At 58.8% G+C, this 18,582-nt stretch carries 24 protein-coding genes and 1 pseudogene; 23 read left to right on the top strand and 2 right to left on the bottom strand.

Translation table 11 applies throughout. From position 1 onward, the window contains the following. The first annotated feature begins 64 nt into the window (after positions 1 to 64). The 5 genes from ACSHWJ_RS03235 to fcl all read left to right on the top strand — a co-directional run bounded on the left by ACSHWJ_RS03235 (position 65) and on the right by fcl (position 3,770). Positions 65 to 634: a Uma2 family endonuclease gene (locus ACSHWJ_RS03235; RefSeq protein ID WP_218797567.1), complete on the top strand. Its 570-nt coding sequence runs from the start codon at positions 65 to 67 to the stop codon at positions 632 to 634. Beyond that, positions 631 to 1,116 (top strand): hypothetical protein, encoded by a 486-nt coding sequence (locus tag ACSHWJ_RS03230; protein ID WP_435920135.1) that lies wholly within the window; start codon positions 631 to 633, stop codon positions 1,114 to 1,116. The genes ACSHWJ_RS03235 and ACSHWJ_RS03230 overlap by 4 nt, the downstream gene beginning before the upstream one ends. A 183-nt stretch (positions 1,117 to 1,299) precedes the next feature. Continuing rightward, entirely contained in the window at positions 1,300 to 1,680 is a 381-nt protein-coding gene (locus ACSHWJ_RS03225) for a MarR family EPS-associated transcriptional regulator (RefSeq protein WP_017365100.1), read from the top strand. Continuing rightward, positions 1,677 to 2,795, top strand: coding sequence for a GDP-mannose 4,6-dehydratase (gene gmd / locus ACSHWJ_RS03220; protein ID WP_017365099.1), 1,119 nt, complete (start codon positions 1,677 to 1,679; stop codon positions 2,793 to 2,795). Before ACSHWJ_RS03225 ends, gmd begins: the two co-directional genes overlap by 4 nt. 6 nt (positions 2,796 to 2,801) lie before the next feature. Next, positions 2,802 to 3,770, top strand: coding sequence for a GDP-L-fucose synthase (gene fcl / locus ACSHWJ_RS03215; RefSeq protein WP_017365098.1), 969 nt, complete (start codon positions 2,802 to 2,804; stop codon positions 3,768 to 3,770). 110 nt (positions 3,771 to 3,880) lie between these two features. On the opposite strand, the gene ACSHWJ_RS03210 is transcribed toward fcl, so the two are convergent. Continuing rightward, positions 3,881 to 4,081 carry a hypothetical protein gene (locus tag ACSHWJ_RS03210; RefSeq protein ID WP_432539291.1) on the bottom strand — a complete coding sequence of 67 codons (201 nt, stop codon included), beginning with the start codon at positions 4,079 to 4,081 and terminating at the stop codon, positions 3,881 to 3,883. Between ACSHWJ_RS03210 and ACSHWJ_RS03205 the strand changes: the two genes are divergently transcribed. The 18 genes and pseudogenes from ACSHWJ_RS03205 (at position 4,004) to ACSHWJ_RS03120 (ending at position 18,117) form a co-directional block, all read left to right on the top strand. Further along, positions 4,004 to 4,267, top strand: coding sequence for a UDP binding domain-containing protein (locus tag ACSHWJ_RS03205; protein WP_432539323.1), 264 nt, complete (start codon positions 4,004 to 4,006; stop codon positions 4,265 to 4,267). The genes ACSHWJ_RS03210 and ACSHWJ_RS03205 overlap by 78 nt on opposite strands. Beyond that, positions 4,264 to 5,154: a DUF2887 domain-containing protein gene (locus ACSHWJ_RS03200; protein WP_051220202.1), complete on the top strand. Its 891-nt coding sequence runs from the start codon at positions 4,264 to 4,266 to the stop codon at positions 5,152 to 5,154. Before ACSHWJ_RS03205 ends, ACSHWJ_RS03200 begins: the two co-directional genes overlap by 4 nt. A 63-nt stretch (positions 5,155 to 5,217) precedes the next feature. Next, positions 5,218 to 5,508, top strand: a pseudogene (locus ACSHWJ_RS03195) (Rpn family recombination-promoting nuclease/putative transposase); the annotation flags it as partial. A gap of 100 nt (positions 5,509 to 5,608) precedes the next feature. Continuing rightward, a complete protein-coding gene (locus tag ACSHWJ_RS03190; RefSeq protein ID WP_017364173.1) occupies positions 5,609 to 5,794 on the top strand; it encodes a hypothetical protein in 186 nt (61 codons plus the stop codon). 134 nt (positions 5,795 to 5,928) lie between these two features. After that, positions 5,929 to 7,245, top strand: coding sequence for a lipopolysaccharide biosynthesis protein (locus tag ACSHWJ_RS03185; protein WP_432539290.1), 1,317 nt, complete (start codon positions 5,929 to 5,931; stop codon positions 7,243 to 7,245). Between the two features lies 1 nt (position 7,246). Beyond that, a complete protein-coding gene (locus tag ACSHWJ_RS03180; RefSeq protein ID WP_432539289.1) occupies positions 7,247 to 7,873 on the top strand; it encodes a class I SAM-dependent methyltransferase in 627 nt (208 codons plus the stop codon). Between the two features lie 9 nt (positions 7,874 to 7,882). Then, positions 7,883 to 8,560: a class I SAM-dependent methyltransferase gene (locus tag ACSHWJ_RS03175; RefSeq protein ID WP_432539288.1), complete on the top strand. Its 678-nt coding sequence runs from the start codon at positions 7,883 to 7,885 to the stop codon at positions 8,558 to 8,560. A 20-nt stretch (positions 8,561 to 8,580) separates the two neighbouring features. Next, on the top strand, positions 8,581 to 9,816 hold the full coding sequence (locus tag ACSHWJ_RS03170) for a hypothetical protein (RefSeq protein WP_432539287.1): 1,236 nt from the start codon (positions 8,581 to 8,583) through the stop codon (positions 9,814 to 9,816). Further along, entirely contained in the window at positions 9,803 to 11,167 is a 1,365-nt protein-coding gene (locus ACSHWJ_RS03165; protein WP_432539286.1) for an O-antigen ligase family protein, read from the top strand. Before ACSHWJ_RS03170 ends, ACSHWJ_RS03165 begins: the two co-directional genes overlap by 14 nt. Before the next feature lie 9 nt (positions 11,168 to 11,176). Further along, positions 11,177 to 11,677: an acyltransferase gene (locus ACSHWJ_RS03160; protein WP_432539285.1), complete on the top strand. Its 501-nt coding sequence runs from the start codon at positions 11,177 to 11,179 to the stop codon at positions 11,675 to 11,677. Positions 11,678 to 11,838: 161 nt separating this feature from the next. Continuing rightward, on the top strand, positions 11,839 to 12,858 hold the full coding sequence (locus ACSHWJ_RS03155; protein WP_432539322.1) for a glycosyltransferase: 1,020 nt from the start codon (positions 11,839 to 11,841) through the stop codon (positions 12,856 to 12,858). Continuing rightward, positions 12,855 to 14,081 carry a glycosyltransferase gene (locus ACSHWJ_RS03150; protein WP_026045785.1) on the top strand — a complete coding sequence of 409 codons (1,227 nt, stop codon included), beginning with the start codon at positions 12,855 to 12,857 and terminating at the stop codon, positions 14,079 to 14,081. Before ACSHWJ_RS03155 ends, ACSHWJ_RS03150 begins: the two co-directional genes overlap by 4 nt. Before the next feature lie 4 nt (positions 14,082 to 14,085). Continuing rightward, positions 14,086 to 15,231: a glycosyltransferase gene (locus tag ACSHWJ_RS03145; protein ID WP_432539284.1), complete on the top strand. Its 1,146-nt coding sequence runs from the start codon at positions 14,086 to 14,088 to the stop codon at positions 15,229 to 15,231. Positions 15,232 to 15,243: 12 nt separating this feature from the next. Beyond that, the gene (locus ACSHWJ_RS03140) at positions 15,244 to 15,975 is read left to right on the top strand and encodes an acyltransferase (protein ID WP_432539283.1); all 732 of its coding nucleotides are present in this window, start codon (positions 15,244 to 15,246) and stop codon (positions 15,973 to 15,975) included. Then, on the top strand, positions 15,976 to 16,863 hold the full coding sequence (locus ACSHWJ_RS03135; protein ID WP_432539282.1) for an FkbM family methyltransferase: 888 nt from the start codon (positions 15,976 to 15,978) through the stop codon (positions 16,861 to 16,863). Further along, on the top strand, positions 16,860 to 17,486 hold the full coding sequence (locus ACSHWJ_RS03130; protein WP_050998164.1) for an acetyltransferase: 627 nt from the start codon (positions 16,860 to 16,862) through the stop codon (positions 17,484 to 17,486). Before ACSHWJ_RS03135 ends, ACSHWJ_RS03130 begins: the two co-directional genes overlap by 4 nt. Beyond that, positions 17,486 to 17,938 (top strand): class I SAM-dependent methyltransferase, encoded by a 453-nt coding sequence (locus ACSHWJ_RS03125; RefSeq protein ID WP_432539281.1) that lies wholly within the window; start codon positions 17,486 to 17,488, stop codon positions 17,936 to 17,938. Before ACSHWJ_RS03130 ends, ACSHWJ_RS03125 begins: the two co-directional genes overlap by 1 nt. Next, positions 17,935 to 18,117, top strand: a complete 183-nt coding sequence (locus ACSHWJ_RS03120; protein ID WP_017364953.1) for a hypothetical protein — start codon at positions 17,935 to 17,937, stop codon at positions 18,115 to 18,117. Before ACSHWJ_RS03125 ends, ACSHWJ_RS03120 begins: the two co-directional genes overlap by 4 nt. Positions 18,118 to 18,179: 62 nt before the next feature. Here the strand turns inward: ACSHWJ_RS03120 and ACSHWJ_RS03115 are convergent, their stop codons facing one another. Continuing rightward, the gene (locus ACSHWJ_RS03115) at positions 18,180 to 18,578 is read right to left on the bottom strand and encodes a type II toxin-antitoxin system VapC family toxin (RefSeq protein ID WP_017364954.1); all 399 of its coding nucleotides are present in this window, start codon (positions 18,576 to 18,578) and stop codon (positions 18,180 to 18,182) included. Positions 18,579 to 18,582: the final 4 nt, after the last annotated feature.

Below are 18,582 nucleotides of genomic sequence, written 5' to 3'. Positions count from 1 at the left end.
CGCATTGCGTCGCTGGCGCGAAGCCGGCACACTGTGCGCGGCCTTCGAATGGGGAACGACAGCCATGGGACAAGCACGAGCCGTAGCCGCACCGACACCCTATGAGCGTCTGATGGCGCTGCCCGACAATCTGGTCGGCGAGATCGTGGATGGCGAGCTTTACGCCCAGCCTCGGCCTGCCGGACCGCACGCCTTAGTGGAGCGCAGCCTTAACATCGAACTGGGCGGACCTTTTGACAAAGGCCGGGGCGGCCCTGGCGGCTGGTGGATTTTGCCGGAACCGGAACTGCACTTCGTCCGCGACGTCGAAGTCGTCGTGCCCGATCTTGCCGGCTGGCGCCGCGAGCGCATGCCCGCGGTGCCTGAGGACCACCGTTTCGAAGTGGTGCCGGACTGGGTCTGCGAAATCCTCTCGCCCAATACGGCCAAAAAGGACCGAGCCATCAAGCTGCCGCTGTACGCCCGCCGCGGCGTGGCCCATGCCTGGCTGGTCGATCCGCAGGCGCGCATCCTCGAGGGATTCGAGCTGCGCGACGGTTCCTGGCTGTTGCTCGGCATCTTCAAGGACGACGATCCGGTCTGTCTGACGCCTTTCGATGCCGTGACTTTTTCACTGGCGGATCTGTGGACATGAAACCGAAATGGCTCGACACGAGGCAAAGCCGGTCTGTGAAGGACCGGCGGATGAACACGACGCGGCGGATGGCGCCGATGAGCGGCGCAGCCCAATGTTGTGTTCCGGTGGTCGCGTCTGTGTTCTTCCTCCTTGCGGGGTGTGCGGGGAGGGAAGAGAAGGTCGAAAGCGTCGAAGAACTGCTTTCCGCCTCCGGGTTCACGACCTTCTACGCCCAGAATCCGCAGCAGCAGGCCAACCTGGAAAAGATCCCGCAGCGCCAGCTGGTCGCGCACCGGACCGGCAAGGCCGTGACCTACCTCTATGCCGACGACGAGCTTTGCGACTGTGTCTACGTCGGAGACCAGCAGGCCGAAGACCGCCTGAAGCAGCTCGCCGCCCGGAAAGTCCAGGCGGACAAGCGGCTCATGGCGTCCGAACTCAAGCTCGACATGACGGAAAATCCGCAAATGTGGATGATGGGGAGTGGCTTCGGCTACTGAAACCCGCGCGCCGTTTCCTGCGGGCGGGGTCCGGGCCCGCGCCCCGGAACCGGGACCGACGAAGATCGTAATCTTTGCGTGCGCTTGCGTCGGACGATGGACGACCGAAGCCGCTCGAATTTGACGTAACCCGTTTGGCTGCTAAGCTGCGTTCAACGCCTGAACAGACCTTGCGCCGAACCGATGACCCCTCGTGAACAGGCCCAATTGCGGATTCTCAAGAACCTGGAGGATTCCCCGGGCATCAGCCAACGGGTGCTTGCCGAGCGGCTCGGCATCAGCCTGGGAAAAACCAACTATCTCCTCAAGGCACTGCTGGAAAAAGGCTTCATCAAGGCCGGCAACTTCCGCCGCAGCGGCAGCAAGCTGGGTTATCTCTACTTGCTGACCCCGCAAGGCATCGAACAGAAGCTCAGCCTCACCCGTGCCTACCTGGCGCGCAAGGAGGCGGAATACGAAGCGCTGCGCGCCGAGATCGCCGCGCTGCACGTCGAGCTGTCGACGGCTGCGGATTCGAACGCACCCGGCGAAAAGTCCATTCAAAACCCCGTGACCAAACCATGACCCGAAAAATCGCTCTCATCACCGGCGTCACCGGCCAGGACGGCGCCTACCTGTCCGAATTCCTCCTCGGCAAGGGCTACGAAGTCCATGGCATCAAGCGCCGGACCTCGCTCTTCAACACCGATCGCATCGACCACCTCTACCAGGACCCGCACGTGAAGGACCGCCGCTTCATCCTGCACCACGGCGACCTGACCGATTCCACCAGTCTGGTCCGCATCATCCAAAAGGTGCAGCCGGACGAAATCTACAACCTGGCGGCCCAGTCCCACGTCGCGGTCAGCTTCGAGGAGCCGGAATACACCGCGAATGCGGACGGCATCGGCGCCCTGCGCATCCTGGAAGCCATCCGTATCCTCGGAATGGAAAAGAAAGCCCGCTACTATCAGGCGTCCACCTCGGAACTCTACGGCCTGGTGCAGGAAGTTCCGCAGAAGGAAACCACGCCGTTCTACCCGCGCAGCCCGTATGCCGTCGCCAAGCTCTACGCCTACTGGATCACGGTCAATTACCGCGAGGCTTACGGCATCTACGCCTGCAACGGCATCCTGTTCAACCACGAAAGTCCGGTGCGGGGCGAAACCTTCGTCACCCGCAAGATCACCCGCGCCATCGCCCGCATCGCGCTCGGCCTTCAGGAGTGCCTCTACCTCGGCAATCTGTCGGCCTTGCGCGACTGGGGCCACGCCCGCGACTACGTCGAGATGCAGTGGCTGATGCTCCAGCAAGACCAGCCCGACGACTTCGTGATTGCGACCGGGGTCCAGTACAGCGTCCGCCAGTTCGTCGACTTCGCCGCGGAAGAACTGGGAATTTCGCTGGCCTGGGAAGGGGAGGGCGAACGCGAAACCGGCAGAGTCGTGGCCGTATCCAACAAGGACGTCAAGGTGAAAGCCGGAGACGTCATCGTCCGGGTCGATCCGCGCTATTTCCGTCCGACCGAGGTCGAGACTCTGCTCGGGGATGCCAGCAAGGCGCGCGAGAAACTCGGCTGGAGCCCCCAGACCAGCCTGCGGGAACTGGTCAAGGAAATGGTGCAGAGCGATTACGCGGCCGCGAAGCGCGATGCCCTCGTCAAGATGGCCGGCTTCACCGCCTACGATTACAACGAGTAGACGGCGATGGAAGCCAGTCCCCGCATCTTCGTCGCCGGCCACCGCGGCATGGTCGGCAGCGCCATCGTCAGGCTGCTGCGGCGGCGCGGCCACACCAACATCCTGACTCGTACCCGCTCCGAGCTGGACCTCACCGACCAGGCCGCCGTCCGCGCGTTTTTCCAGGCCGAGAAGCCCGACCAGGTCTACGTCGCCGCCGCCAAGGTGGGCGGCATCCATGCCAACAATACCTATCCCGCCGAGTTCATCTACCAGAACCTGATGATCGAGGCCAACCTCATTCACGAAGCCTGGCGCGCCGGCGTGCAAAGGCTGCTGTTTCTGGGCTCCAGCTGCATCTATCCCAAGTTCGCGCCGCAACCGATGGGTGAGGACGCGCTGCTCACCGGCATGCTGGAGCCTACCAACGAGCCCTACGCCATCGCCAAGATCGCCGGCATCAAGCTCTGCGAGTCCTACAACCGCCAGTACGGCACCGACTACCGCAGTGCCATGCCGACCAACCTTTACGGCCCCGGCGACAACTACCACCCGGAAAACAGCCACGTGATCCCCGCGCTCCTGCGGCGTTTCCATGAAGCCAAGGCGAGCAGGGCGCCCAACGTCGTGATCTGGGGCAGCGGGCGCCCACGGCGCGAATTCCTCCACGTGGACGACCTGGCCGAAGCCTGCCTGCACATCATGGATCTCGACAAGGCGGCCTATGATGGTTGCACGGAACCCATGCAGAGCCATCTCAACGTCGGCACCGGGGAGGACATCACCATCCGGGAGCTGGCCGAGCTCATCGGGGAAATCACCGGCTTTGCGGGAGAAATCGTATTCGACACCGCCAAGCCCGACGGCACGCCGCGCAAGCTGCTGAACGTTCAACGGCTGGCCGACTGCGGATGGCGGGCCAGGATTCCCTTGCGGGAAGGCCTCGAACGAACCTACAAGGCATTCCTGGAAGAGACCGGCGAGTTCGCGGGGTGAAAGGGCTCTTAATTTCTCCGGCAACCCCCAAAAATTTTTCGAAAGGACCCTTGCCGCCCCGCTTCGGCCGGCTATGCTTGGTGTTCAAGTGTTGAACGTGCAGTGAGGCGTCATGCTTTCGACCATTCCCGCCAGCGGACTTCCGGCTCGGCCAGCGGCTCGAAGATACTCATCCTCGGCCTCACACCTTCAAGGAAAACTGCCCGGACCTGCGCAACAGCCGCGTCGTCGACATCATCGACGAACTGCGGAGCTACGGCGCCGAGGTGGAAGTCCACGATCCCTGGATCGACCGGGAAGAGGCCATGCATGAATATGGCATCGACGTCCTCGAAAGCCCCCCCGTCGGACGGTACGACGCCATCGTCCTGGCGGTCGCCCATGACCAGTTCCGCCGGCAGGGCGCCTTCGCCATCCGCGCCCATGGCCGTCCCGGCGCCGTGCTGTACGACGTCAAGTACCTGTTTCCGGCCCATCAAGTCGATGGACGGTTGTGAAGACCGACACCCTGTTTCATGAACTCTTTCGTCAATGGCCGGCGGTGGCCCTTGATCTGGCTGGCCTCGACCCTGGCCGGGCGGCTCACTACCGCTTCCGGTCCGAAGAGCTCAAACAGGCCGCTTTCCGGATCGATGGCGTGCTGTCGCCGATCGAAGACGGCGACGACCCCCATGTTTTCATCGAAGTCCAGTTTCAGCCCGACGACACGCTGTATCGGCGCCTGTTCGCCGAAATCTTCCTCTACCTGCAACGGCTGGCGCATCCCCGCGAATGGCGCGCTCTGGTCCTGTATCCCAGCGCCGGCATCGAGCGCATTCCCCGCGGTTACGCCAACCTGCTGAGTTTGCCGGAAGTGCGGCGGGTAGACCTCGGTGTCCTCAGCGGGCAAGATAGCGAAACCCCGGGTTGGGATTTGTTGCGGTTGATCGTCGACGATACTGACGTCGCACTGGCCCGTGCCGCCGGAATGATCCAGCGGCCAGTCCAGGACCTGGAACTGCTCAATTTCATCGAAACCATACTGATCTACAAACTACCGCGCAGCAGCCGCGAGGAGATACAAGCTATGCTGGGCATTACCGACATCGATCTCAGGCAAACCCGCTTTTACCAGGAGGTTCTCGCCGAAGGACGCCAGGAGGGACGTCGGGAAGGGCGTCAGGAAGGGCGTCAGGAAGGGCGTCAGGAAGGGCGTCAGGAAGGCCGTCAGGAAGGGCGCCGAATGGGGGAGGCTCTGGTATTGCGCCGGTTGCTCATCCGTCGCTTTGGGCCTTTGCCGGAGTGGGCCGAACTACGCATCCAGCAGGCGCCGCCCGAACGGCTGGAGGCCTGGGCCGAACGCCTGCTGGACGCGGAAAGCCTTTCCGCGGTATTCGAGACCTGAAAAGCAGGCTCTCATTGGTGAACAGGCCCCACCCATTGCCGAACCGGAACCTGCTGCACGACCATGCATGACGGATCGTACAGGCACGTCTTCGCCCGCGCCCTCATCGTGGAAGACCTGCCACGCGGCTTCGTGCGTGAAGACGGGGTGTCCCGGGTCGACTACGGCGGCCTGGAGAAGGGGGGCGGCGGTCATGTCACCGACGACCTGCGCGAACGGGAAGACGACGCCATCTGGCGGGTGACGCCCGAGGACGACGGGCCGCATGTCTACCTGCTCATCGAGTTCCAAGGCCGCCGTGCCCTCTGGATGGTGCGGCGCAGCCTGGTGTATGCGGGCCGGCTGTATCAAGACCTGGTGAAAAGGGGCCGGATCGTGGAGCCGAACAAATCACCCCCCGATCTTTCCCATCGGGATATACGATGGCGAAAGCCACTGGCGGGCCGCCTGCGAAGTGGCCGAGTCGATCGAGCCGGCGGGGCTGGGTGCCTGGCGCTCCAGTCAACGGTACTTCCTGACGGACGAAGGGCGGATGAGCGAACCCGGCATGGCAGGAGCGGACGACACGCTGAACGACCTCATCCGGCTGGAACCCGGTCCCGAAGCCATGCGGCACATCTTGGCCGGGCGCCAGTCATGAACTCCTACGACCGCGATGCCCGCGCCGTTCCGGTGTCTGGCCGCGCGCTACCCGGCCTTTCCGGCTTGATCCGGATTGGGAGCCCCGGATGCCCCGGCGTTGCATCCGGGTTACCCGCCACTCGCTGAAAAATTATGTCAGTGCGCCACACGATATTTCAGTTCACCAGACGGCCGTTCGTTCGCAATGTCCTCGCGGTTGCCGGCGGTACGGCGGCTGCTCAGGGCATTACGATGGCCTTTTCGCCCATCGTCACCCGTCTTTATGGCCCCGAGGCATACGGCATCCAGGGCGTGTTCATGTCCGTCGCGGGTATACTCGGGACCGTCGCGGCCATGAACTACCCGGTTGCCATCGTCCTGCCTAAAAGCGATGCCGAGGCGTCCGGACTGGCCCGGCTGTCGATCTATATCGGCATCGGCATGTGCATCCTGGCAGCCGTCCTTTTGTTTCTCTATGGGTCCGAACTGCTTGACTTGCTGAACGCCGGCAAGATTGCTGCGTTCATCTACCTCATCCCGGTGTTCATGATGGTCTCCGTCGTCAACCGGGTGGCCAGCCAGTGGCTGATAAGGAAGAAAGCCTTCGCGTTGACAGCCAGAATCGCAATCTGGCAGGCGCTTTTGATCAATTCGGCGAAAGCGGGATTGGGATTCGCCTACCCGGCAGCGATAGCGCTGATTGTCATGAACATCTTGAATGGCCTGCTGGGAACGGCCATGGCGCTGTTTGGCTGGCGCATGTCACGCGCAATCCAGCCGGTTGCGGCAAAGGTTTCGGATCCCCCCTCGAACGCATGGACGCTTGCCAAGAGCCATCGTGACTTCCCGCTGTATCGTACCCCGCAAGAATTGCTGAATACCTTCTCGCAAAGCCTGCCGGTCATGATGCTCGCCACTTGTTTCGGTCCATCCGAGGTCGGCTTCTTTTCTATCGCTTCCGGCGTGTTGGCTTTGCCTGCTGGCCTTATCGGCACATCGGTCATGCAGGTCTTTTACCCGCGCATCAACGAGGCAATACATCGCGGGGAAGATGCAAAAGGGTTGATCGTCAAGGCGACCCTGGGTCTGGCGCTCAGCGGCGCGCTGCCTTTCCTTGTCGTGATCGCCGCGGGCCCGATGCTGTTTGGATTGATTTTTGGAGAGGAATGGGAAACCGCCGGCGTCTATGCACAATGGCTGTCGCTCTGGCTTTTCTTCCAATACATCAACAAGCCGGCCGTATCGGCCATTCCGGCGTTGGGGCTTCAACGCGGCCTGCTCATCTACGAGTTGTTCAGTACGGGCACCAAGGTGCTCGCGCTTTATCTCGGCTATGTCGTTTTCAAAAGCGATGTAGCGGCAATCGCCCTGTTTTCGGGGTTCGGCGTTGTCGCCTATGCGTGGCTGATCCTGTGGGTCATCGTTCACAGCGGCAAGCCGCTGCTCAAATCAATAGCGGATACGGTCTGATATGCGTTTTGAAAAACAAGTCGATAAATCCATCTATGAGTTTCATCGTTATATGTCGAAGGAGCGATGGTCAAGCCTCTGGCATCAGCTCGATGAAGTCCAACGGCTCGATCCGGAAAAGGTGCTCGAGATTGGCCCGGGGCCCGGACTATTCAAGCACATGGCGACGGCACTGGGAATAGCGGTCGAAACCCTGGATTTTGATCCGGAACTGAAGCCCGATCATGTGGCTTCCGCAACCGACATGCCTTTCGAAGATGCGACCTATGACGTGGTTTGCGCTTTCCAGATGCTGGAGCACCTGCCGTATGAGCATTCATTGAAAGCGTTTTCTGAGATGGTGCGCGTCAGTAAACGCCATGTGGTCATCAGCCTGCCCGATGCCAGAGGGGTATGGCGGTACCAGATCCATGTGCCCAAATTCGGTACGCACCCATTTCTTGTGCCGCGCCCGCAGCTCCGTTCGCCGGAACATACGTTCGATGGGCACCATTATTGGGAAATAAACAAGCGTGGTTATCCGCTGTCACGCATCGTCGGTGATTTGACTGCTCATGCGGTGCTGGAAAAAACCTACCGAGTTCACGAGATGCCCTATCATCGTTTTTTTATATTCACGAAACCGTAGACGGAATATATGCAAGAATTCGATAGAAAAACCTTGGCGTCATGCTTTGGCAGATATGTCCGAAAGTCCGCGCGGATTCTCGATGTAGGATGCGGGATTGGTGAAAACATGTTGCTGCTGAAGGGCATGGGATATCAGAATATCGTTGGGGTCGATATCTCTCCCGAGATGGTGAAAAAGGCGACGGCCGCGGGTTGCGAGTGTTATCTCGATACCGAGATGGGCGAAACGGGTTTTGATGTCATCTTGTTTTCTCATGTGATAGAACATCTGGGTTACCCAGGCATCGTGAGCTTCCTCGAAGGCTATTTTTCTCGCGCAAGCGAAGAGGCGATAATGGTCGTATTGACGCCAACGTTATATGATGGATTTTTTGCCGACATCGACCATATAAAGCCATATTATCCAGAAGGATTGCTTCTGTTGTTCTCTGATCGCAATGCTTCTAGACAGTATCATTCCAGGTTCAGGCTCGAACTGGTCGATATTCGATTCCGCCGCGATTCGCTGATTCCTTATAACATGCGTTCGAGATATATAAGGACACTGCCAAACAGGTTTTTGTTTTTCTTCATTTCGCGGTTTTTCTTGATATTGAAGGCAATCACTTTCAACATGCTGTCAAGAACCACTGGCTATATTGCTGTATTCAGGTTGAAAACCAACAAACAAACCTGTTCGGTTTGAAGAACAACGTAAGATTCCACATGAAACCGGTGATTGTAGTAGCGGCATTCAGGAGGGAAAAAGCCCTTGCTCGTTTGTTGAACTCTATTCAGTCGGCATCATATTCGTTCCCCGTCAAATTGATAATCTCACTGGACGGCGGAGCGAGTCCTGAAGTAGTCAGGACCGCAACGGAGTTTGACTTCCGGCACGGTACTGTAGAAGTGGTTCGGCGAACCGAAAACATTGGTTTACGTCGCCATATCATATGGTGTGGAGATAAAGCCGAGGAATATGGATCTGCGATTGTTTTGGAAGATGATCTGTACGTTGATCCATACTTTTATGATTATGCCGTCAATGCCTTGCAATTTTATCGGAATGAAACAATGGTTGCCGGAATCGCGCTTTATGCGCAGAAGTTCAATGAATGTGCTGGTTTGCCATTTGAGCCGATATATAACGGATCGAGCGGATATTTTATGCAGGTTGCTTGTTCGTGGGGCCAAGCATGGACAGGTGACCAGTGGGCGAGATTCAAAGACTGGTATTTGAATGCCGATGAGAATTCTGTCAATAATGTCGGCGCGCTTCCGCAATACGTTAAAGAGTGGCCTGAATCGTCGTGGAAGAAATATTTCTTCGCTTATATTGTTGAGCATAATAAATACATATACTATCCATATATCACATATTCGACCAACTGCTCCGATCCGGGTGGGTCGCATGTGAAGGACGGGAGCGATGTCTATCAAGTTCCATTAGGCATGGCGTGTCGTCCATTGGAGGAATTCAAGTTTTTCCCATTCGATGGTGGCTTGGCATACTATGATTCGTATATGGAGCCGATCAATGACGAAATTTTTCGTGGTTTGGGCTTGGATCGCAGAGATTTGGAAGTCGATTTGTATGGGACAAAGCCATTGGAGCTTTTGAAGAAGAAGAAATATGCTCTAACTTCTAGAGATTGCAAAAGGTACATCAGAGTTTTTGGTGCTCAGTTTAGGCCGATGGAAAAGAATTTATTGTTCGATCTCGATGAACACGATGTATCTCGGATCGGCGACGGAAAGTATATATATTTAACAAGGTCCGATGATGTTGTCGGTGCAGGAAATCCATACTTCAAGCTGGCAAGGTACTATTCATATATTCCCTTTGCGTCAAGAAGATTCGCAAAGGGGTGTTTCTTGTTGATGGCAAGGGAGGTCTCGGCAAAGATAAGTAGAGCTATCATCTTTTTTATCAGGCGCTTGAAAGTTTATGTTTGTGGTTAGTTTTACATATTTGCCAGTATCAATTTCATCGCTGAAGCCTGAAAGGCGGCTGTACATTGCTGGATGGTTTGCTTCTATTTTGTTGCCAAACCACGATATCATCAACTATGCGTTGAACGGAACCCCGCTCGTGATTTGGAAACAGCTGCTCGCACTGGTTCTATTGGTATTATCCATTCCTGTCATTAGCGTCAAACGGTCTATCATCAATGGGCGGACAGGACATATTCGCGCTATAGTCAAGGCGCTAATGATTATGGTTGCCGTGCTGGCCGTTACCTCGATGATTGAGGGTATATCTATTATTAGAGTTGGGTATGCTGTAATTGGATACATCGGATTTGTTGGTGCTTTTGGTTTTGCGGTTTCGGTAATTTCTCTGGGTAAGACATTGTCCGTTCTTCGGCTTTACACTATTCTGGGCGTAGTGTCGTCGGTAGGGTTGATTATCGATTATTTGACCGGATGGCTCGATTTTCTTCCCCGTACCGGTGAATGGGGGATGGATGAACAAATCGAGCGTCAAATATTACGTAGGGCGAGCTTTCTTTTTGGCGCTTCGAATACAATCGCACCGTTTATGCTTTTTGCAGTCCTTGCCGCCGCGTTGCTGCTCATGTCGAGTGCAAATAAGAAAGATACAGTCTATTCTTCCATGTTATTCATTTTGGCCCCCATTGGATTGTTTTTTTCCGGGAGCCGATCTGCGCTATTGCTCGAGATCACCTTTTTTGTCGGGTTGGTATTCATTCTTTCCGTTGGCTATATAAGGAGGAAAAAAGGATTTTTTGGGGTGATGGGCGTGATGATCTTTGTTTTTTCATTTGTTTTTGTTAGATATATAGATGACATTGAGCAGTCGGCAATGTTGCTTGACAGATACAGCAACGCTTTTGATGAAGCAGACAGAGGAAACGACCATAGATATGAGCGATGGCGAGAGGGTGCGGAGCTGTTTATGGATTTTGACATCTACTCTATCATTGGCAACGGTCTTGGTAGCTCCAGTGGCGCGTTCGCCGACGACATGAAGTATAATACTCATTACGAGAGCAGCTTATTTCAGGCGTTTTCTGAGGGTGGATACTTTGGGTTGATGTTGAGATATCTTCCATTTTTTTGTGCGCTAATCGTGATGATAAGGCACAAGTGCGGTAACGACAGGTTTGTCTATCAAGCTAAGATAATGTTGTTGCTGTGGTTGATCGTGTATTTTGCGTCGGTTTTTTCTGCGCCTATAGCAGGTGCTTATTTCACCCAATTTGTCTATTTTATGGTGGTTGCATTTGTATTGAATCTCGACAGATTCTGTCTTATTAACTCGCGCGAGACGTTATTGGTGCGGGCATAAGGGTGTTTGATGCTTCGAAACTATTTTGCGGCAATGCTGTTCTTTGTAACCCCCCCAACCCGTTGTTTTAGAGTAAAGGCTTTTTTATTGAGATGCGTAGGCATTAACGTCGGGGAAAGGACTAGCCTTACTGGACATATAAGGTTTTATGGGCGGGGTGATGTGACCATCGGAAACTCCTGTTGGCTTGGCATCGGCTGCAGGTTTTATATCCCGGTCGGGTCGTCCGTTGTGATTGGCGACCGCTGCGACATCGCTCCGGAGGTGAAGTTTGTATGCGGCAGCCATCGAATTGGCACGGCCGAGCGGCGCGCAGGGGAAGGTTTTGCCGATGATATCGTCGTAGGGGCGGGGTCATGGATCGGGGTGGGAAGCACCCTGCTCGCCGGCGTGCGAATAGGCGAAGGCTCCGTGGTGGCCGCTGGCGCCGTGGTCACGCCAGGACGATACCCAGCCAATGCACTTTTGGCCGGGGTACCCGCCAAGGTTGTCAAAATCTACGACCCATGAAGACCGAACCCCGCGTGTTCTATTTTTGCGCGATCAATTCGCCCGGGTACGAGAAAAAGCTGAAGCAGCGTCTCCATGTCGGCGCTGCCAGCAACAAGGTGCTTTCGGTCGTATCGGCCCTTCGCAGCGTGGGATGTCGAGCCTATGCCGTTTCCTTGCCGGTGTTGGGCCGAGCGTCAAATAGCCGGGCGGTTCAAGGCGATGTCATCCGCGAGCGGGGCGCTCCCGTCGTTTACCTCAGCGTCGCCGCCGACCCGGTGTTGCGTCGGTTGCTCGGCGCGATCGGTTTTGCCGGATTTTGCCGGAGATTCATCAAGAAAACCGACCGGGTGCTGATTTATAACTTCATGCCGGAATATCTGCCTGCGCTGCTGCTATTAAGGCTGAAAGGAAATTCCGCCGTACTGGATCTGGAAGATGGGCCTTTGAACAAATGCTCAAGCTGGCGCGAGATTGGCAATCTCATGACTTATAAGCTGGTTCGTTTTTTGTGCCGCCGAGGGGGGGTGACGGTATCGTTACAGGTTGCGCAGAACCATGGATTGCAACCCGCTTGCGTCGTTTATGGCGCGGTCAGGCAGATGAATATCCCAATGTCCAGGCCATCGCCCGATGAAGGTTCGTTTCGAATTCTCTATGGCGGCTCGCTTTGCGAGGATACCGGCTTGAACCTATTCTGCGATGCGGTCAGGCTGATTCGCGAGCGCATGGATTACCGCGACGGGGCGCTGGTATTCGTCGTCACCGGTTTCGGTGGCGAGGGGCTGATCGAACGGCTGCGCGCGCAAATCGACGATGAGCGCGTCTCCGTGGAAAGAAAGACCAATCTATCCATGGAGCAGTATCAACAGGAGCTGGCGTCCTGCGATGCCGCATTGTGTCTCAAGCTGCCCGGTTCCGGGATGGGTGATACCACTTTTCCGTCCAAGGTGGTGGAAATCACTGCCGCCGGTCGGCTTTTGATTTCGACCAGAGCCAGCGACATTCCGCTGTTGTTCGATGACCGGAATGCTCTGTTGCTCGATGAGGCCACGCCGGAGGCGCTTTGCTCGGCCATCTTGTGGGCGCTGGACCATCCCGAAGAGTGCGCCATACGGGCGAGACGAGGCCGGGAGCGCGCCATGGAGTTGTTTTCCGAGGTTGCGGTGGGGCAAAGGATTCAGGATTTTATTTTTCGATGATGGACATTTCCTTGAATTCCGATATTCCCTTGCGGCGGATCATCTTCTGGGAGCCCTGTGTTTCCCCGCATAAATCCGATTTCATGCAGGCGGTTTCCCGCACCCTGCCCGACGTCGAAATCATCTGTTGCGCGGATTCCGATGTCCCGCCGGATCGGAAGGCCATGGGCTGGTCGGCGCCCGACGGCAACGGCATCGAGACTCTCATCGCCCCCGGTGCCGGACAGATCGAGCGGCTCGTCCAGGGACGGCATCCCGGCACTTTTCATGTGTTTTCGGGAACCCGGCATTTATCGACGCTGATCCGCGGGTTGCAAGCCGTCAAGGCCTGCGGTGCGCGCTTCGCCATCCTGTCGGAGCCGCGCGTGCGGGAAGGCTGGGCCGGGGGGCTGCGTTACCTGCAGTCCCGGCTGACCGAGGGATGGTTACGCTCGCACTGCGAGCTGGTTTTGGCGATCGGCAGGAATGGCCCGCCCTGGTATCTGTCGGTCGGCTATCCGTCCGAGAAGGTGTTCCCGTTTGCCTATTTCGTGGCGCCGCCTCGCCTTTCCCGGTCATCGTCCGGGGAGACGGGCGGGCAGGGACGGCCAGCCGTCCGGGTGGGTTATGTCGGCCGGCTGGTGGCGATGAAAGGGGTTTTCGACCTGGTACAGGCCGTGGCCAGGCTGAAACGGCCGGCGCACCTGACCCTCGTTGGCGGAGGGCTGGATGAGGCGGCGCTGAGAAAGACTTGCCTGGAGCACGGCGTCGATGCAGATTTCCGCGGCGTGCTGCCCATTGAATCCATCGGTGAGGTGATGGCGCAACTGGACGTGCTGGTGTTGGCCTCCACATCATCCGATGACGGTTGGGGGGTGGTGGTGAGCGAGGCATTGATGGGCGGCACGGCGGTGGTCGCCACGAGCTGCGTGGGTGCATCGCTGATGCTGGACGAGCCGTCATTCGGCCGTTTGGCGCCGCCGCGCGATCCTGGGGCGATCGCCCAAGCCATCGTCGCACTGGCGGAAGAGGGGGCATTCACGCCCTCGTCACGTCTGCAGCGCCGGCGGCTGGCGCTGGCGCGATTGAGCGCGGAAGCGGGTGCGCGCTACTTCGTGGATTTGCTCCATCACCGGCTGGCGGGCGGGGCGCCCCCGGTGCCTTTTTTCCAGTATCCACCGGCGGATGAGATCATCGAGCCATGTCGTAGGGTGGGCGGGTTGCCCACCCCAATCCAAGGTTGATCCCATGAGCGGAACGTTAGCGGTCATTCATACGATCGCCCGTCTGTGGCGCAACAGCGGCGTGACCGACGCCGTGGTTCATGCCGCGAACGGCTGCGCTCGCGCGGGGCACAGGACGGCGGTCATCACCTGGTCGGATGCCGAGTCCATCGCCCCCGGTGCCTTCGCGCCCGGCGTCGAGCTATGGGCGCTGCGACGGCCCCGCAGCGTCATCCAGCGGTATGTACGCTTCCGGCGGACCTTGCGCGACCGGGTGCTTGGCTTGAGGCAGGGCGGACATCGGGTCGTCATTCACGATCATGGCCTGTGGCTGGAATCGGACATTGCCGCGGCGCGGGCGGCCCATCAGGCGGGCCTGCCTTTGGTCGTCAGCCCGCACGGCATGCTGGAGCCCTGGGCGCTGAGCCATCGGGCCGGCAAAAAGCGGCTGGCGTGGCGCCTGTATCAGGAAAGGCTCTTGCGCACGGCCCGGCTGATCCACGTCACCGCGGCGGCGGAGCAGGCATCGGTGGCCGCGGTGTTGCCGGGAACGCCCACCCGCGTCGTTCCGCTGGGCGTGGCGCCCAGCGCAGCGGTTTCCTCATGCGATGGCAAGACCGCCCTGTTTTTGTCCCGCATCCACCCGAAAAAAGGGCTCGATCTTTTGTTGGCAGCCTGGGCCAGGGCGATGCCCGCGGATTGGCGCTTGCGCATCGCCGGTCCGGACGAAGGCGGCCACGCGCAGGTGGTGGCCGGACAAATCCGGGCCTTGGGCCTGGAAGACCGGGTCGAACTGTCGGGGCCGTTGTATGGGGAGGATAAGGCGCGGGCCCTGGCGGAAAGCGCGCTGTTCGTGCTGCCGTCGCGTTCGGAGAACTTCGGGCTGGTGGTGGCCGAGGCGTTGATGGCGGGGGTGCCGGTGATCACCACCCGCGCCACGCCCTGGCTGGATCTGCCGATGCGGGGCTGCGGCTGGACGGTGGCTCCCGACGTGGAAGCGCTGGCGGATGGCCTGCGGGAGGCGAGCCGACTCTCCGCCGAACGCCGCCGGGCCATGGGGCGAGCCGGGCGCGCCTGGATGTTGGCGGATTTCACGTGGGATGCCTACGGCCAGCGCCTAGCGAGGTTGTATGAAGAGTTGGCGGCGGATGCCGCCGATTTGATCCGATGAATGTCGCGCGCGATGAGAAACAGGCTCAAACAGTTTTGTCTGCGGCTCGGCGAGGCTCATCCCGCAATGGGATTTTACCTGCGCCGTTTTTACAAGGGGTATTTCTTCAACAGGATCAAGAAGAAAATAAAGGGCCGGCAGAACGTCATCCGCTACAAGCATGCGGTCCTGTCTTCGGTGTGGTTTGACGTGGCCGGTGATTCCAATCAGATAGACATCGGGGACGGTTGCATCCTGGACGGCGTGGGCTTCCTCATCCGAGGAAACCATCATCGTATCGCCATCGGTGAGAACTGCACCTTCGATAAAGGCACGGTGTTGTGGTTCGAGGATCATCACGGGGCTTTGACCGTCGGGGCCGGCAGCACCTTTGGCGCGGTGCATATCGCCGTGACCGAACCCTGTTCCAGAATCGAGATCGGCAACGACTGCATGTTCGCCTATGACATCGACGTCAGGACCGGCGATTCGCATTCCATCGTGGACAGGGAGAGCGGGGAAAGACTCAATTTTGCCAGGAATATTTCCATCGGAAATCACGTCTGGGTGGGCGCCCACTCGATCATCCTCAAGGGCGTCAAAGTGCAGGATCATTCCGTCGTCGCCACCGGGTCGGTGGTCACCCGCGCCTTCGACGAGGCAAACGTCGTCATCGCCGGAAACCCGGCGGCCGTCGTCAAGAAGAACATCAGTTGGCTAAGGCAGCGTATCGAGGCGACGGCGATTTCAGCGAAGGTAGACTGAATGGGCATCTTGAACACCCTGTCTTTTCTTTTGAACCACCCGCTCAGCCAGGGCCGGAAATTACCGGCACTGGCGCGGTTCGTACGCTGGCAGCTCGGCAGCCGGCTGCTCCCGGGCGAGGTGGTGTGCCCCTTCGTCAACGACGCCTGCCTGGTCGTCCGGCCCGGCATGACCGGCGCCACCGGCAACCTTTATGTCGGCTTGCACGAATTCGAGGACATGGCCTTCCTCCTGCACTACTTGCGCCCGGAGGACCTGTTCGTGGACGTGGGCGCCAATGTCGGCTCCTACACCGTGCTGGCGGGGGCAGGCATCGGCGCCGCCTGCCTCAGCATCGAGCCGCTGCCGCAGGCCTTCGCCGCCCTGCGCCGCAACATCGCCATCAACGAGATGGGCGGCCGGGTGCAGGCGCTCAATCTGGGATTGGCCAGTCAAGCGGGCGTGTTGCGCTTCACCAGCCGCCTGGACACGGTGAATCACGTATTGAGCAAGGAGGAAGATCACGCAGACGCGGTCGAGGTTCCGGTGCGCACCCTGGATGAGGTCGTGGGCGATGCTTCACCTGCCCTGCTCAAGATCGACGTCGAAGGCTACGAAACCGAGGTCCTCGCCGGCGCCCAGCGGGTTCTGGCGAATCCCGCGCTGCGCGCGCTGATCCTCGAATTGAACGGCAGCGGCCGCCGCTACGGCTTCGACGAAGACGCCATCCGCCGGCAGTTGCGGGACCTGGGTTTCACCGCCTGCGCCTATCGGCCTTTCGAGCGCGCCTTGACGCCTCGCGCCGAAACCGCCGCCGGCGGCAATACCCTCTTCGTGCGTGATCTGGAGTATGTCGAAAACCGCCTGCGCACCGCGCCGGCTTTCCGGGTGTCAGGATGGGAACTATGACTGCACGATCCGCTTTTCGCTCACGGAATTTGTCCATCGCTAACAAACTGGCCCGCGCTCTATGGAACCTGGTCTGGCTGCTGCTCTACCGCCCCAGTCCCGTGCCTTTGCACGGTTGGCGGCGGTTTCTGCTCAGGCTGTTTGGCGCGAAGGTCGGGCGGGGTGCGCATCCCTACCCTTCCGTCAAAATCTGGGCGCCCTGGAATCTGGAGATGGGCGATCATAGTTGCCTCAGCCACCATGTGGATTGCTACTGCGTGGACCGCATCAGGCTTGGCGCGCATACCACGGTCAGCCAATACAGCTTCCTTTGCACCGCCAGCCACGATTACACGGATCGCGCCATGCCGCTGATCACCGCGCCGATCACCCTCGGCGAGTGGGTTTGGGTCACCGCGGGCGTTTTCGTAGCGCCAGGCGTCACCATCGGCGATGGATCGGTCATTACTGCCCGCTCCAGTGTATTTCGCGACATCGGACCTTGGATGGTTGCGGCAGGCAACCCGGCCGAACCGGTAAAGCCGCGCCGGTTTGAGGATCACGGTTTACGGTCGGAAACCTCATCCCCTTACTGCGGTGAACAGGGAACTCTCTCTCGCCTCGATCAGGAGCACTGCCACTGATGGATACTACCGAAATTTCCGGCTACCGCTATGCCGACGCCGGCTTGAACCACTCCCACGGTTATCTGCTGCCCGCCGTGTTCCGCCTGCTGGACGGGCTGAACCTCCCGGCGGATCGGCGGCGGCTGTTCGAGTTGGGCTGCGGCAACGGGTCGGTTGCGCACCAACTGACCCGGCGCGGTTGGCAGGTGACCGGGGTGGACCCTTCCGCCGAAGGCATCGGCGCCGCCAATGCGGCCTATCCGGAACTGGCGCTTTGTTCCGGCTCCGCCTACGACGATCTGGCCGGGCGCTACGGCCGCTTCCCGGCCGTTCTCAGCCTGGAGGTGGTCGAGCATGTCTACTTTCCCCGCCAGTATGCCGCCACCCTGTTTTCGCTGGTCGAGGGGGGGGGACCGCCATCGTTTCCACCCCGTATCACGGCTACTGGAAGAATCTGGCCCTGGCATTGAGCGGCAAGATGGATGCGCACTTCACCGCCCTTTGGGATCACGGCCACATCAAGTTCTGGTCGATGAAGACGCTTTCCTTCCTGCTGGAGGAAGCGGGCTTTCGCGACATCCGCTTCGAGCGGGTCGGGCGCGTCCCGGCGCTGGCCAAGGCCATGATCGCCGTTGCCCGGAGGCCTTGATGCCAACCCGGACGCAGCAGGTGGTTGCCGATTCCGCCGTATTGGCGCCACTTCCGTATTCGTCAGGGCAGAATGTTTTCGTCGATTTTTTCGATCAGGGAAATCAGTTTCTTGTCGGCCGTCAATACCTTGCAACCGTGCCTTCTGGCAAGAATGACGTACAGCAAGTCGTAAACCGGGTGGCTATACTGGATCGCGGCGGAAATGGCTTCGGTGGCGAGTTGCTCATCCGTTTCGAAAGCATCGACCAAACCGATGGCTTCCTCGTAGCAGGTTAGGGCCGTTTCTCTATCGAGATTGCCGAAACGGACATATTTCCAAAGCGTATTGGCGATTTCGCTGTGAAACAGGGCAGGAGCCAAGACCAAGGAACTACCCTCGAGTCTTTCAATGAAATCCGGCGCGCGCTCTGTACGCATGACAATATTGGCTGCCGCTGAGGCATCGAGCACCGCGCGCATGAGA

Source organism: Methylococcus sp. S1M, assembly GCF_051295855.1.
GTDB classification, from domain to species: domain Bacteria; phylum Pseudomonadota; class Gammaproteobacteria; order Methylococcales; family Methylococcaceae; genus Methylococcus; species Methylococcus capsulatus.
Note: the sequence above shows the minus strand (reverse complement) of the source record. Positions and strands in the feature narration are given on the sequence as shown.